The organism is Herbaspirillum sp. NPDC101396 (assembly GCF_044767365.1).
Taxonomy (GTDB): domain Bacteria; phylum Pseudomonadota; class Gammaproteobacteria; order Burkholderiales; family Burkholderiaceae_D; genus Herbaspirillum.
The window spans coordinates 816521-831957 of the sequence record NZ_JBIWNT010000002.1; the positions used below are offsets into that span (position 1 = coordinate 816521).

12 protein-coding genes are annotated in these 15437 nt (G+C 60.8%); 10 read left to right on the top strand and 2 right to left on the bottom strand.

Going from position 1 to position 15437, the window contains the following annotated elements:
* Nucleotides 1-19 precede the first annotated feature (19 nt).
* Nucleotides 20-949 (bottom strand): aldose 1-epimerase, encoded by a 930-nt coding sequence (locus tag ACIROY_RS08800; protein WP_402341216.1) that lies wholly within the window; start codon nucleotides 947-949, stop codon nucleotides 20-22.
* Between the two features lie 436 nt (nucleotides 950-1385).
* Between ACIROY_RS08800 and ACIROY_RS08805 the strand changes: the two genes are divergently transcribed.
* From ACIROY_RS08805 to ACIROY_RS08850, 10 genes are all read left to right on the top strand, one after another.
* Nucleotides 1386-2357, top strand: a complete 972-nt coding sequence (locus ACIROY_RS08805; RefSeq protein WP_402341217.1) for an ABC transporter substrate-binding protein — start codon at nucleotides 1386-1388, stop codon at nucleotides 2355-2357.
* A gap of 264 nt (nucleotides 2358-2621) precedes the next feature.
* Nucleotides 2622-4211, top strand: coding sequence for a sugar ABC transporter ATP-binding protein (locus tag ACIROY_RS08810; protein ID WP_402341219.1), 1590 nt, complete (start codon nucleotides 2622-2624; stop codon nucleotides 4209-4211).
* On the top strand, nucleotides 4208-5302 hold the full coding sequence (locus ACIROY_RS08815; protein WP_402341221.1) for an ABC transporter permease: 1095 nt from the start codon (nucleotides 4208-4210) through the stop codon (nucleotides 5300-5302). Before ACIROY_RS08810 ends, ACIROY_RS08815 begins: the two co-directional genes overlap by 4 nt.
* Nucleotides 5303-5318: 16 nt before the next feature.
* Nucleotides 5319-6350, top strand: coding sequence for a galactofuranose ABC transporter, permease protein YjfF (gene yjfF, locus ACIROY_RS08820; protein WP_402274581.1), 1032 nt, complete (start codon nucleotides 5319-5321; stop codon nucleotides 6348-6350).
* A gap of 214 nt (nucleotides 6351-6564) precedes the next feature.
* On the top strand, nucleotides 6565-7638 hold the full coding sequence (chvE, locus tag ACIROY_RS08825) for a multiple monosaccharide ABC transporter substrate-binding protein (RefSeq protein ID WP_402274584.1): 1074 nt from the start codon (nucleotides 6565-6567) through the stop codon (nucleotides 7636-7638).
* Between the two features lie 202 nt (nucleotides 7639-7840).
* Nucleotides 7841-9388 carry a multiple monosaccharide ABC transporter ATP-binding protein gene (gene mmsA, locus ACIROY_RS08830; protein ID WP_402341223.1) on the top strand — a complete coding sequence of 516 codons (1548 nt, stop codon included), beginning with the start codon at nucleotides 7841-7843 and terminating at the stop codon, nucleotides 9386-9388.
* Nucleotide 9389: 1 nt separating this feature from the next.
* Nucleotides 9390-10589, top strand: coding sequence for a multiple monosaccharide ABC transporter permease (gene mmsB, locus ACIROY_RS08835; RefSeq protein ID WP_402274589.1), 1200 nt, complete (start codon nucleotides 9390-9392; stop codon nucleotides 10587-10589).
* A 115-nt stretch (nucleotides 10590-10704) separates the two neighbouring features.
* A complete protein-coding gene (locus ACIROY_RS08840) occupies nucleotides 10705-12453 on the top strand; it encodes an IlvD/Edd family dehydratase (protein ID WP_402274592.1) in 1749 nt (582 codons plus the stop codon).
* Between the two features lie 12 nt (nucleotides 12454-12465).
* Nucleotides 12466-13464: an AraD1 family protein gene (gene araD1 / locus ACIROY_RS08845; protein ID WP_402274595.1), complete on the top strand. Its 999-nt coding sequence runs from the start codon at nucleotides 12466-12468 to the stop codon at nucleotides 13462-13464.
* Nucleotides 13465-13490: 26 nt separating this feature from the next.
* On the top strand, nucleotides 13491-14267 hold the full coding sequence (locus ACIROY_RS08850) for an SDR family NAD(P)-dependent oxidoreductase (RefSeq protein WP_402274597.1): 777 nt from the start codon (nucleotides 13491-13493) through the stop codon (nucleotides 14265-14267).
* Nucleotides 14268-14439: 172 nt separating this feature from the next.
* Here the strand turns inward: ACIROY_RS08850 and ACIROY_RS08855 are convergent, their stop codons facing one another.
* Nucleotides 14440-15381 carry a LysR family transcriptional regulator gene (locus ACIROY_RS08855; protein WP_402274600.1) on the bottom strand — a complete coding sequence of 314 codons (942 nt, stop codon included), beginning with the start codon at nucleotides 15379-15381 and terminating at the stop codon, nucleotides 14440-14442.
* Between the last annotated feature and the right edge of the window lie 56 nt (nucleotides 15382-15437).

Here is a 15437-nt window from a genome sequence, read left to right on the forward strand (position 1 = left end):
GAGCAGATTCAAAACAGATTCAAATCTCGCTCACGATGAAATACGTGAGTAATTGCATGGACGCCTCCGGCGCCAGGTTGACCAGGCCGTCGCGGCCGGGCATGTGGAAGGCGTCGATCGGATGCGTGATCGGCTCCAGGCAAAAATAGTCGAGGCCGGGCGGGCGGTACATCAGGCTGTAGCCGGTGCAGTTTTCCATTTGCATGCTCAGGCGCAGGCCGCGGTCGGGGTAGTCGATGTGCGAGAGGCCGTCCCAGCCGGTGAAGCAGTTGTCGATCAGCGGACCATCGGCGGGGAACTCCACCGGCGCAAACCGGTTGTAGTCGAAGGTGGCCGGAAAGTCGCGCGTATGCCCGGTCGGAATCGGATCGGCGCCGCACAGCCAGACGCCGTCGGCGCGCGATTGCAGGCGCGTGTCGGCGTTGCGCGGGAAGTAGGGATGCAGGCCGAGGCCGAACGGCAGTTCTTCGGCGCCGCGATTGGTGACTTGCAGATCGATGGTCAGGCCGTCGTCGTTCAGCGTCAGCGTCTGCGTCGCGCTGTAGGTATACGGATCGCCGTCGTATTGCGCCGAGTCCAGCGCCAGCACGATGCGGTTGTCGGTTTGACCGGCGACCCGCCAGCTTTGCAGCCAGCCGTCGCCGTGGATAGGATAGTTTTCGCCGGCGCGGTTTTGCAGCACCGGGTAGTGCGCGCCCTTGTGCATGAAGCCGCCTTCGGTGATGCGGTTCGACCATGGCACCAGCGGAAAGCAGGCGGTCGTGTACAGATCGTCAACGCCGGACCAGGGACGAAACAGCGGCGTCCAGGCGCCGCGCCATTCCAGATCCCAGGCCGCGATGCTGGCGCCGAGTCCGGGCAGCACGCTCAGGCGTTGACGTCCGGACTGAAGGGTCACGGTCTCAATGGCGGGCGCGTCGTTGCGCTGCGCTGCTGGGGATGTGGTCATGGCGTCTCGGTTGCGGTCTCTATTATCTGGGCGGATGCTGTGCGGTCTGCTCCGCCTGGGCCTGCTGTACTGCTGTCTGTGTCGCTGGATGAGGCAAAAACAGCGCCGATCCTAACATCGGCTACCGATGCGGAATAATGAAAAATTTATGGACATTGATATCAAAAATGATCTGTCAGGTTGAGGCGCGTCAGTATTTTGTCAGCGTTTTTTTGCTCCATGTAGTTTGCTAAAGCGCCATGCCTGTTTCGGTATCGGATATCGCCAAAAATTCATTGGATAGATATTTCTCCGTCTCCTACTATTGACCGGCACATTTCGCTGCACGCCAGGTGACAGCGAAGACGCACATGACGGCGCTACCGTTCCCCCCACGACAAGCGCCGGACACCAAATAAAAACAGTTCGTGTTGATAAACATCATTGGAGACAAGTAATGAAAATGACTCGCAGAACCCTGCTGGGCGCCGCCGTTTGCATGACCCTGGGTTGGAGCGTCCTGTCCGGCGCTATTGCCGCCGACAAACCGCTGACCATCGGCTTCTCGCAAGTCGGCGCCGAAAGCGAATGGCGCACCGCCAACACCGCCTCGATCAAGGACGCCGCCAAGAAGGCCGGCGTCAACCTGAAGTTCGCCGATGCGCAGCAGAAGCAGGAGAACCAGGTCAAGGCCATCCGCTCCTTCATCGCACAAAAGGTCGACGTGATCGCCTTCTCGCCGGTGGTTGAATCGGGCTGGGACACCGTCCTGCGCGAAGCCAAGGCCGCCAAGATCCCGGTGATCCTGACTGACCGCGCCGTCAACGTGAGCGACAAGTCGCTGTACGTGACCTTCATCGGTTCCGACTTCGTCGAAGAAGGCCGTCGCGCTGCACGCTGGTTGCTGGACCGCGCCAAGACCATGCCTGCCGGCGATATCAACATCGTTGAACTGCAAGGTACTGTGGGCTCCGCACCGGCGATCGACCGCAAGGCCGGTTTCGAAGAAACCATCAAGACCAACCCGAACCTGAAGATCATCCGCTCGCAGACCGGCGACTTTACCCGCGCCAAGGGCAAGGAAGTCATGGAAGCCTTCCTCAAGGCCGACGGCAAGAAGATCAACGTGCTCTACGCGCATAACGACGACATGGCCATCGGCGCCATCCAGGCCATTGAAGAAGCCGGCCTGAAACCGGGCAAGGACATCCTGGTGATTTCGATTGATGGTGTGAAGGGCGCGTTCGAAGCCATGATGGCCGGCAAGCTCAACGTCACCGTCGAGTGCAGCCCGCTGCTCGGACCGCAACTGATGTCGATCGCCAAGGACGTCAAGGCCGGCAAGGAAGTGCCGAAGCGCATCACCACTGAAGAAGGCGTGTTCCCGGCCGAAGTTGCGGCCAAGGAATTCCCTAACCGCAAGTATTGATACGTTATTGATACGTTATTGATGCCTGATATCGGATATTGATCGGTCTCCCGCCCGCATGTGCGCCATGTGACCCATGTGTGCATGCGGGTTCCGATCGTATGACCGGGGAAGCAATTTCCCGGTGTTGTTTCTCCTCTGCTCTGGAGTAACCCCTGGGCCTTGAACGATGCGCCGCAATGCCCCTCTGTGTTGCGGCGGATCTGCTCAACAGGCTTTGTGCGGCGGGCTTCGGCCCGCCGTTTTTTCACTTGCGGTAACGCCATGTCGAACGCAACTTCAGAACACACTCCCGCCAGCGGCGCCGAACCGGCGCTGGAACTCATCGGCATCCATAAGTCATTCACCGGCGTCAAGGCATTGAGCGACGTCGGCCTGCGCCTGTTCCCGGGCGAAGTCCATACCCTCATGGGCCAGAACGGCGCCGGCAAGTCGACGCTGATCAAGGTGCTCACCGGCGTCTACACACCCGATGACGGCCACATCCTGCTGCGCGGCCGCGCCATCCGGCCCGGCTCGACGCTGGAAGCGCAGCAGCTCGGCATCAGCACGGTCTACCAGGAAGTCAACCTGTGTCCGAACCTGACCGTGGCCGAGAATATTTTCATCGGCCGCTACCCGCGCAAATGGGGCGGCGTCGGTCCGATCGACTGGGCCACCATGCAGCGCCGCGCGACCAAGTTGCTGGCCAAACTTGACCTGCACATCGATGTGCAAAAACCTCTGTCTGCCTATCCGCTGGCGATCCAGCAGATGGTGGCGATCTCGCGTGCCGTGAGCGTATCGGCCAGCGTGCTGATCCTCGACGAGCCGACTTCCAGCCTTGACGAGGCGGAAGTGCAATTGCTGTTCAAGGTCTTGCGCAGCCTGCGCGACGAAGGCATGGCGATTCTCTTCGTGACGCATTTCCTCGACCAGACTTACGAAATCTCCGACCGCATCACGGTGCTGCGCAACGGCGTGCGCGAAGGCGAATATGCCGCCAGCGAATTGTCGCGCCTCGATCTGGTCAACAAGATGGTGGGCGTGCCGGTCGACGCCACCGCCGCCGGCGAGGCATTGGCCGACAACGCCGACATCACGCCGGCCGCCAACGACGGCGAAGTCTTCCTGCAGGCGCGCGGACTTGGTCGCAAGGGGGCGCTGACGCCGCAGGACTTCGAGCTGCGCGCCGGTGAAGTATTCGGCCTGTGCGGCCTGCTCGGTTCCGGCCGCACCGAGACCGCGCGGCTGCTGTTCGGCGCCGACAAGGCCGACAGCGGCGAGATCAGCATCAAGGGCAAGCCGGTGAAATTCTCCACGCCGCGCGACGCCATCGCCGCCGGTATCGGCTTCTGCTCCGAAGACCGCAAGAAGGAGGGCGCCATCCTCGACCTGTCGGTGCGCGAAAACATCATCCTCGCGCTGCAGGCTCGCAACGGACTGCTGCACGTGATCCCGCGCAAGCGCCAGCAGCAGATCGCGGCCGATTACGTCAAATGGCTGGGCATCAAGACCGCCGACGTCGAAACCCCGATCGGCCTGCTGTCCGGCGGCAACCAGCAGAAGGCCTTGCTGGCGCGCTGGCTGGCGACCGACCCCGACATGCTGATCCTGGACGAGCCGACGCGCGGCATCGACGTGCGCGCCAAGCAGGAGATCATGGATTACGTCGTGGCCTTGTGCCGCAAGGGCATGTCGATTCTTTTCATCTCTTCCGAAATCCCCGAAGTCCTGCGCTGCAGCGACCGTATGCTGGTGCTGCGCGATCGCCACGGCTGCGGCGAATATCTGCGCGGTGAGCTGGACGACGCCTCGGTGCTGCAGGTGATCGCGGGCGAGACCGAAGGGCAGACAGCAGGAACCGCAACATGAGCGCATCAATGAATTCCGACCTGATCTCCAATCGCAATACTTCTTCGGGCGCCGCTGCCAACCGGCTGCGACGCGCCTTGTTTCATCCGCTGAGCCGGCCGCTGGGCGCGCTGGCGGTGCTGCTGCTGATCGACTTCTTCATGATCCCGGGCTTCTTCCGCATCGAAATGAAGGACGGCCATCTGTACGGCAGCGTGATCGACATCGTCAACCGGGCGGCGCCGCTGATGCTGGCGGCGCTGGGCATGACGCTGGTGATCGCCACGCGCGGCATCGACATTTCGGTCGGCGCAGTGGTGGCGATTTCGGGCACGATTGCGGCGATGCTGATCGGCGGCACCATGGTCGTCAACAATGGCGTACCGGAATACGTCAGCAACATCCCGATGGGTTGGGCGCTGGCCGCCGCGCTCGGCGTGGCGCTGCTGTGCGGCGCGTGGAACGGCCTGCTGGTGGCGACGCTGGGGCTGCAACCGATCATCGCCACGCTGATCCTGATGGTGGCCGGACGCGGGCTGGCGCAATTGCTGACCGATGGCCAGATCATCACGGTGTACTACAAGCCGTTCTTCTATCTTGGCAGCGGTTACCTGTGGGGCCTGCCGTTTTCGCTGTTCATCGTCGCCGGCATGTTCGTGGTGCTGGCGCTGCTGATGCGCAAGACCGCGCTGGGCCTGTTCATCCAGTCGGTCGGCATCAATCCGGTGGCGTCGCGCCTGGCGGGCATCCGCACGGCGGCGCTGATCTTTTTCGTCTATATCTTCTGCAGCCTGTGCGCCGGACTGGCCGGGCTGATGATCAGCGCCAACATCAAGAGCGCCGACGCCAACAACGCCGGCCTGTTGCTGGAGCTGGACGCCATCCTGGCGGTGACGCTGGGCGGCACCTCGCTGGCCGGCGGCAAGTTCAGCCTGGTCGGCAGCGTGATCGGCGCGCTGATCATCCAGGCGCTGACATACACGATCTATTCATTGGGCGTGCCGCCGGAAGTCAACATGGTGGTCAAGTCGGTGGTGGTGTTCCTGGTTTGCCTGTCGCAGTCGCCGGAGTTTCGTCGTCTGCGTTTTTTCAAATCCGGCAACCAAGCCTAAGCATTCAGGAAAAATCATGAAGAATTTTCGCTCCCTGTTGGCGACGCCATACTTCACCTCGCTGGTCACCGTCGCCTTGCTGGTGGTCCTGTTCGCGATGGGTTCGGTCGCCTACGACGGTTTCTTTTCGGTGCAGGTGGTGCTGAATCTGCTGATCGACAACGCTTTCCTGCTGGTGATCGGCATCGGCATGACCTTCGTGATCCTGTCCGGCGGCATCGATCTGTCGGTCGGTTCGGTGCTGGCGCTGACCACCATGATTTCGGCCTACCTGCTGCAATCGTGGCATTGGCATCCGCTGCTGGTGATCGTCTGCGTGCTGGCGCTGGGCGGCCTGTTCGGCGCCGCGATGGGCGTGCTGATCCATTTCTTCAAGCTGCAGCCGTTCATCGTCACGCTGGCTGGGATGTTCCTGGCGCGCGGCCTGTGTTATCTGATCAGCATCAATTCCATCACCATCGACGATCCGTTGTTTGTGGCGATGTCGCAGACCCGGCTGGAGTTCGGATTAGGCGACGCCTTCGTCTCGCCCAGCGTGGTCATAGCGGTGCTGATGCTGGCGCTGGCGATCTACCTGGCGCATTACACGCGCTTTGGCCGGGCGGTCTATGCCGTTGGCGGCAACGAGCAGTCGGCGCTGCTGATGGGTTTGCCGGTGGGTCGCACCAAGGTGGCGATTTATGCATTCAGCGGTTTCTGCGCGGCGCTGGCGGGTGTATTGTTCTCGTTCTACATGCTGTCCGGTTACGGCCTGCATGCGCAGGGCACCGAGCTCGATGCCATCGCTGCGGTGGTCATCGGCGGCACCTTGCTGACGGGCGGTTACGGTTATGTGGCCGGTACCCTGACCGGGGTGCTGATCCTGGGCGTGATCCAGACGCTGATCGCCTTCGACGGCACGCTGAGCTCCTGGTGGACCAAGATCGTGATCGGCGTGCTGCTGTTCGTGTTTTGTCTGGCGCAGCGGCTCATGTCGCTGGGCGCGGCCAAGGCGGCAGATGCGAATGGCGCAGCCGTCGCCGTCAAACCGTCCGCACAGGCGGCTTGAGGCATCTGGCAAGGGCAAAAGGCGGCAGACGCGAGTCCTGCCGTTTGCGCAAAACTGATGTTGAAAACAATATGGGTTTTAGCAAAAAAATCATTAGAAATGTATTGCTCTAATGGTTATCGTAGAGGCCTTGCAAAATATGTCGCGTTCCCCCGCGCAGATAGGCATGTTTTGCATTGCCAGTAAAACAACAAACATTTAGGAGACGAGAAGTATGAAACTCAAATCGGTATTGGCCGGGCTGACGCTTGGCCTGAGCATGGGTCTGATGGCAGTGAGCGCACAAGTGAGCGCCCAGACCAAGGGCCTGATCGGAATCTCCATGCCGACCAAGTCGTCGGCGCGCTGGATCGCTGACGGCAACAACATGGTCAAGGTATTCAAGGAAAAGGGCTACCAGACCGACCTGCAATACGCGGAAGACGACATCCCGAACCAGCTGGCGCAGATTGAAAACATGGTGACCAAGGGCGTCAAGGTTCTGGTCATCGCCGCGATCGACGGCACCACCCTGTCCGATGTGCTGCAAAAAGCCGCCGACAAGGGCATCAAGGTCATCGCTTATGACCGCCTGATCCGCAACTCCAAGAACGTCGACTACTACGCGACTTTCGACAACTACCAGGTCGGCGTGCTGCAGGCTTCGTACATCGAAAAGGCGCTGGACCTGAAGGGCGGCAAGGGTCCGTTCAACATCGAACTGTTCGGTGGTTCGGCTGACGACAACAACGCCTTCTTCTTCTACAACGGCGCCATGTCGGTCCTGAAGCCTTACATCGACAAGGGCAAGCTGGTCGTGCGCAGCAAGCAGCTGGGCATGGACAAGGTTGCAACCCTGCGTTGGGACGGCGCGACTGCGCAAGCCCGCATGGACAACCTGTTGAGCGCCTACTACGGCAACGCCCACGTCGACGCAGTGCTGTCGCCGTATGACGGCATCAGCATCGGCATCATCTCCTCGCTCAAGGGCGTCGGCTACGGTACGCCGAAGCTGCCAATGCCGGTCGTGACCGGTCAGGATGCGGAAGTGCCTTCGGTCAAGTCCATCATCCGCGGCGAACAGCGTTCGACCATCTTCAAGGACACACGTGAACTGGCCAAGGTCACCGTCTCCATGGTGGACGCCGTGTTGTCGGGCAAAGCACCAACCATCAACGACACCAAGACCTATAACAATGGCGTCAAGGTTGTGCCTTCCTACCTGTTGAAGCCGGTCAGCGTCGACGCCAGCAACTGGAAAGAAGTGCTGGTCGGCAGCGGCTACTACACCGAAGCCCAAGTGAAGTAATTCGCTGGTTCGGTTAAGTGAGTGTGGTCCGGTCGATGAATGTCGGCCGGACAAAAAAGCAGCCCCGCGCCGCGCGCGCGGGGTTGGTGTTTCCGGAGGCGACGTTGCCGCAGCTTGCAACGACTCTGATCGGACGCCAGAATAGCGGCCCGCAGCATCCCACCACCACGGCAGGCCGGAGCAAAAAAAGAGGTCAGAACACATGAGTACAATTCTGGAAATGCGCGGAATTGAAAAGACATTCCCGGGTGTCAAGGCGCTCAACAACGTCAACCTGGCAGTGCGCACCGGCGAGATCCACGCCGTGGTCGGCGAGAATGGCGCCGGCAAATCCACCCTGATGAAAGTCCTGAGCGGCGTCTATCCGCACGGAAGCTATTCCGGCGACATCATCTATCAGGGCCAGACTCGCGAATTCAAGGATATCGTCGACAGCGAAAGCGTCGGCATCATCATCATCCACCAGGAGCTGGCATTGGTGCCGCTGCTGTCGATTACCGAAAATCTTTTCCTCGGCAACGAGCAGGCCAGCAGCGGCGTGATCGACTGGGAACTGTCCTACGCCAAAGCCAAGGAACTGCTGGCCAAGGTCGGCCTGAAGGATCCGCCGTCGACGCTGATCACCAACCTCGGCGTCGGCAAGCAACAACTGATCGAGATCGCCAAGGCCTTGTCGAAAGAGGTCAAGCTGCTGATCCTCGACGAACCAACCGCCAGCCTCAACGAAAGCGACAGCGATGCCTTGCTCGAACTGCTGCTGGAACTCAAGGCGCAGGGCATTTCGTCAATCCTGATTTCACACAAGCTCAACGAGATTTCCAAGGTCGCCGATTCGATCACCGTGCTGCGCGATGGCGCCACGGTCGACACCTTCGACTGCCGCAAGGAAGAAATCAGCGAAGACCGCATCATCCAGAACATGGTCGGGCGCGAGATGGCGGACCGCTATCCCAAGCGCGAGCCGCAGATCGGCGAGACCATTTTCGAAGTCAGGCAGTGGCGCGTGCACCATCCGATTCATCCTGATCGCGTGGTGATCAAGGACATCGACTTCAACGTGCGCAAGGGCGAGATCGTCGGCATCGCCGGCCTGATGGGCGCCGGCCGCACCGAACTGGCCAAGAGCATCTTCGGCCGCGCCTATGGCACCAAGATCAGCGGCGAGGTCCATCTGCACGGCAAGAAGATCGACGTCGGCACCATCCAGAAAGCCATCAACCACGGAATCGCCTACGTCACCGAAGACCGCAAGGGCGACGGCCTGGTGCTGGACGAAGACATCAAGAAGAACATCTCGCTGGCCAACCTGGGCGCGATCTCCGACAAGTCGGTGATCGACGAGGCGCGCGAGTTCAAGGTGGCGGCCGACTTCCGCACCAAGATGCGGATCCGCTGCTCGAGCGTGCTGCAAAAGGTGGTGAACCTGTCCGGCGGCAACCAGCAGAAGGTGGTGCTCAGCAAGTGGCTGTTCTCGAATCCGGAAGTGCTGATCCTCGACGAGCCGACGCGCGGCATCGACGTCGGCGCCAAGTTCGAGATCTACACCCTGATCAACCAGCTGGCTGCGGAAGGCAAGTGCATCATCATGATCTCGTCGGAAATGCCGGAACTGCTCGGCATGTGCGACCGGATCTATGTCATGAACGAAGGACAGTTCGTCGGCCAATACACGGCGGCGGAAGCATCGCAGGAAAAAATCATGCGTTCCATAGTACGGAACGAAAGGATTGTGAAGAATGGAGAACAATGAAATGAGCAAGACACCTACGCTCGACGCGGTCCCCGAAGCCAAACGGGAATACGCCGGCTTCCTCAAGAACAACATGCGCGAATACGGCATGCTGCTGTCGCTGGTGGCGATCATGGCCTTCTTCCAGGTCATGACCGACGGCACGCTGATGCAGCCGCTCAACCTGACCAACCTGGTGCTGCAAAACAGCTATGTGGTGATCATGGCGCTGGGCATGCTGATGGTGATCGTGGCCGGCCACATCGACTTGTCGGTGGGCTCGGTGGTCGGTTTCATCGGTGCGCTGGCGGCAGTGCTGATGGTCAACTATGAAGTCAACTTCATCCTGACCACCGTCATCTGCCTGATCGCCGGCGCCGCCATCGGCGCAGCGCAAGGTTACTGGGTGGCGTTCTTCCGCATCCCATCCTTCATCGTCACGCTGGCCGGCATGCTGGTATTCAAGGGCCTGACGCTGGCGCTGCTGGAAGGCCAGTCGGTCGGTCCTTTTCCGCGCGGCTTCCAGCTGCTGAGCTCGGGTTTCATTCCTGAATTCTTTGCCGACACCGGCAGCGTTCGCATCACCTCGCTGCTGGTCGGCGTGGCCGCCGCCGCGATTCTGCTGGCGGTGAAAGTCCACGGCCGCAGCAAGCAGGTCAAGCACGGCATGGAAGAAGAACCGGCGGTGTTCTTCCTGCTCAAGAACATTCTGTTTGCGGCAGCCATCATCGCCTTCAGCTACCTGATGGCCTCCTACAAGGGCATGCCGAACGTGCTGATCATCATGTTTGCGCTGATGGTGGTCTACACCTTCGTCACCAACCGCACCACCATCGGCCGCCGCGTCTACGCCGTCGGCGGCAATGAAAAAGCCGCCAAGCTGTCCGGCATCAAGACCGAACGCGTGAGCTTCTACACCTTCGTCAACATGGGCATGCTGGCGGCGCTGGCCGGCCTGATCTTCGCGGCGCGCCTGAATACGGCTACGCCGAAGGCCGGCACCGGCTTCGAGCTGGACGTGATCGCAGCCTGTTTCATCGGCGGCGCATCGGCTTCGGGCGGCGTCGGCAAGGTCATGGGCGCGGTCATCGGCGCCTTCGTGATGGGCGTGATGAACAACGGCATGTCCATCATGGGCATCGGCATCGATTACCAGCAAGTGATCAAGGGCCTGGTATTGCTGGCTGCCGTATTCTTTGATGTCTACAACAAAAATAAATAACAAGAAATGTAAGTTCTGCCAGAGGGGTGGCTGTAAGAGGAGTTTCTTGCAGCCGTTTTCATCAGCGTCGCCACACCGGGAGGTGGCGACCGCACTATTCCAAACGGATGAGTAAATGACTATCGACAAGAAGCGCACACTGCGTTCCGCAGCCTGGTTCGGTACGGCCGACAAGAACGGTTTCATGTATCGCAGCTGGATGAAGAACCAGGGTATTCCCGATCACGAATTCCAAGGCAAGCCGGTCATCGGCATCTGCAACACCTGGTCAGAACTGACGCCGTGCAATGCGCACTTCCGCAAGATCGCGGAACACGTCAAGCGCGGCATCATCGAGGCGGGTGGTTTCCCGGTCGAGTTCCCGGTGTTCTCCAACGGCGAATCCAATCTTCGCCCGACCGCGATGCTGACGCGCAATCTCGCCAGCATGGACGTCGAAGAATCGATCCGCGGCAATCCGCTCGATGCGGTGGTGCTGCTGGTCGGCTGCGACAAGACCACGCCGGCGCTGCTGATGGGTGCGGCCAGCTGCGACGTGCCGGCGATCGTCGTCACCGGCGGCCCGATGTTGAACGGCAAGCACGAAGGCAAGGACATCGGCTCCGGCACGGTGGTCTGGCAATTGAGCGAACAGGTCAAGGCGGGCAAGATCTCCATCCACGAATTCATGGCGGCCGAAGCCGGCATGTCGCGCTCGGCCGGCACCTGCAACACCATGGGCACCGCCTCGACGATGGCTTGCATGGCCGAAGCACTGGGCACTTCATTGCCGCACAATGCTGCGATTCCCGCCGTTGATGCGCGCCGTTATGTGCTCGCGCACATGTCCGGCATGCGCATCGTCGACATGGTCTGGGAAGGCCTGACCTTGTCCAAGATCCTGACCCGCGAAGCGTTTGAGAACGCCATTCGTGTCAACGCCGCCATCGGCGGCTCGACCAACGCCGTGATCCATCTGAAGGCGATCGCCGGCCGCATCGGCGTCGACCTCGAACTGGAAGACTGGACGCGCGTCGGCCGCGGCACGCCGACGATTGTCGACCTGCAGCCCTCGGGCCGCTTCCTGATGGAAGAGTTCTACTACGCCGGCGGCTTGCCGGCAGTGCTGCGCCGCCTCGGCGAAGCCGACCTGATCCCGCATAAAGATGCGATGACAGTCAACGGCAAGACGCTGTGGGAAAACAACCAGGACGCGCCGCAGTACAACGACGAAGTGATTCGCAAGCTCGACAATCCATTGATCGATGACGGCGGCATCTGCATCCTGCGCGGCAACCTGTCGCCGCGCGGCGCAGTGTTGAAGCCGTCGGCAGCCTCCCCGGAACTGATGAAGCATCGCGGCAAAGCGGTGGTGTTCGAAGACTTCGCGCATTACAAGGAACGCATCAACGATCCTGATCTGGACGTCGACGCCAGCTCGGTGCTGGTCATGAAAAACTGTGGCCCCAAGGGCTATCCCGGCATGGCCGAAGTCGGCAATATGGGCTTGCCGCCCAAGCTGCTGGCGCAAGGCGTCAAGGACATGGTGCGCATTTCCGATGCACGCATGAGCGGCACCGCCTACGGCACCGTGGTTCTCCACGTGGCGCCGGAAGCTGCCGCCGGCGGTCCGCTGGGCATCGTGCAGGACGGCGACTGGATCGAAATGGATTGTGCCGCCGGTCGCTTGCATCTCGACATCAGCGATGAGGAAATGGCGCAACGCCAGACTGCGCGCGCCGAGAAGCTGGCGCAGGTCAAGCCGGCGATGCAGGGCGGCTATCAATCGCTGTACATCGACCGCGTATTGCAGGCCGACGAAGGCTGCGATTTCGATTTCCTGGTTGGTTGCCGCGGCGCTGCCGTTCCCAAGCATTCTCATTAAGGAGTAACAAGCATGTTGCTGGTGCAATTCAAACAAGCCGACGGCTCGCGCCTGGTCGGCAGCCTCGAAGACGACGGCAAGAAGATCCGTGTCGTCGACGGTTATCGCAGTACGTATGCCTTGGCGCGCGCCGCCATCGCGAAGAAGGCTTCCTTGCAGGAATTCGCCACTGCCGCGCTCGGCGCGACCGTAGTCGATTATGCATCGGTTGCGGAGCGAGGCGGCTTGCTGGCCCCGCTGGATCATGAAGACACGGCGCATTGCTACGTCACCGGCACCGGTCTGACCCACCTGGGCAGCGCCGACGGTCGCGACGCCATGCACAAGAAGCTCGACGGCGCCGGCGACAACCTGACCGACAGCATGAAGATGTTCCGCATGGGTCTGGAAGGCGGCAAGCCTGCGGCCGGCAAGATCGGCGTGCAGCCGGAGTGGTTCTACAAGGGCGACGGTTCCATCGTGCGCGCTGCGGAAGAACCGCTGGCGATGCCGCACTTCGCGCTCGACGGCGGTGAAGAGCCGGAGATCGCCGGTCTCTATATCATCGGCGACAACGGCCAGCCGTATCGTCTCGGTTTCGCCATCGGCAACGAGTTTTCGGACCACGTGACCGAGCGTCAGAATTATCTGTTCCTGGCGCATTCCAAGTTGCGTGTCTGTTCGGTCGGCCCGGCATTGCTGGTGGGCGAATTGCCTGCGCACGTGCAAGGCATGTCGCGCATCCGCGCGCAAGACGGCAAGGTGCGCTGGGAGAAGCCTTTCGTCAGCGGCGAGGACAACATGTCGCACACGGTGTCGAACCTGGAATACCACCATTTCAAGTATCCGCTGTTCCGCCGCCCCGGCGACGTGCACATCCATTTCTTCGGCACGGCAACGCTGAGCTGCTCCGACAACATCACGGTCGCGCCGGGCGAGACGTTCGAGATCGACGTCGCTGCTTTCGGTCCGGCATTGCGCAATCGCCTCAGCCTGGACGACGTGCCGCATCCGCACGTCACCGTCCTGTAAGGCGCCACTCAATTTCTGGAGAACACATGTCTGCAACATATCAATTGGCGAGCTACCCCAGCCTCAAGGGCAAGCGCGTCTTCATCACGGGCGGCGGCACCGGCATCGGCGCGGCCATCGTCAGCGCGCTGGCGGAACAAGGCGCCATCGTCGCTTTCGTCGACATTGCGAAAGACGCCAGCGAAGCCCTGTGCAAGCAGATCGCCGACGCCGGTTTCACCGCGCCGTCGTTCCGCTACTGCGACCTGCGCGACATCGCATCGCTGCAAAACACCATCAAGGAACTGGCCGCCCAGTTGGGCGACTTCGATGTACTGGTCAACAACGCCGCCAATGACGAACGTCACAAGCTGGAAGACGTGACGCAGGAATACTGGGACAACCGCATCGCCATCAATCAGCGTCCGTCGTTCTTCGCCGTGCAGGCGGTGGCGCCGGGCATGATCAAGAAGAAGGGCGGCTCGATCATCAACTTCAGCTCGATCAGCTGGCACACGTCGAGCGGCGGCTTCCCGGTCTACACCACGGCCAAGTCGTCGGTGCTCGGTTTGACACGCGGCCTGGCACGCGATCTCGGCGCGCACAATATCCGCGTCAATACCGTGACGCCGGGCTGGGTCATGACCGAACGCCAGATCGAATTGTGGCTGGATGAGAAGGGCAAGGAAGACATCAAGCGCAACCAATGCCTGCAAGGCGAATTGCTGCCGTGGCATCTGGCGCGCATGGTGTTGTTCCTGGCGTCGGATGAGAGCGTCATGTGTACTGCACAAGAATTCATCGTGGACGCCGGCTGGGCGTAGATTGGTGATAAAGCACCGCTAGCGGCGTTGCGACGCCTTGCCGTGCTCACGCACTGTCTGCGTCGGCGCGCCTTGCTATCGGCACTTTCTCGCCAATCTATGCAGGCGCAGCTGAAAATAAAAAAAGCGAGACTTGATGTCTCGCTTTTTTTTGTGGCTGGAATTCAGGAATTCAGTAAATCGTTTTCGCCACATCCCTGATCGCCTGTTGCAAAATCACCGCGCCCGGCGACAGCAAATGTTCCCGGCGGGTGATGATGCCGAAGCCGTCCATCTTGCACGGCAATTCTATCGGCAGCAGATCCATCAGGCGCGCCTGGGAATAATAGCGCGCCACTTCGGTCGGCATGGCGTACAGGAAGTCGGTCTGTTGCAGCAGGCTGGTGATGGTGAGGATAGCGGTGGTGTCGACCACATTGGCCGGCGGCGTCAGGCCGCTCTTGCGGAACATCAGGTCAACGCGGCTGCGCAAGATGCTGCCCTTGGGCGCCATGATCCACGGGTCGTCGACGATGTCCTTGAGTTGGAGGTTCTTGTGCGCGTGCAGCGGATGGCCGACGCGGGCGACGGCGCAGATCGGTTCGTCGGACAGTTCTTCGTAGTGCAGGTTGTGGCTGACTTCTTCATCGAGGATGCGCGCCACCAGGAAGTCCAGGTCGCCGCGCAGCAGGCGTGCCAGCAGGATGTTGCTGCTCTCGACTTCGACGCCGATACGCAGCATGGGCGAGTGTTCCTTGACGCGCGCAATCGCTGCCGGCAGCAGTGACATGCCCGGCGACAGGATCACGCCGACGTCGACCTGGCCGGACAGGCCGGACTTCAGCGCGACGATGTCTTCATGTGCCTTCGACAAGCTGGTGAGCGCCATGCGCGAGTGGCGGATCATCGCTTCACCGTAGATGGTCGGGCGCATGCCGCGCGGCAGGCGATCGAACAAGGTCACGCCGAGCATGTCCTCAAGATCCTTCAGTTGCTTGGATGCCGCAGGCTGCGTCATGTTGAGTTCATTGGCGGCGCGATGAATATTTCGTTCATCATCTAGTGCGATTAACAGCAAGAGCTGCCGTGTTTTCAGACGCGCACGCAGGAACCAGTTCGGGTCGCTGTTCTTCATTTGTCTCCGCCATTTTTTATATTTTTCGATGATATCAAATCAAGTATCGACTGAGG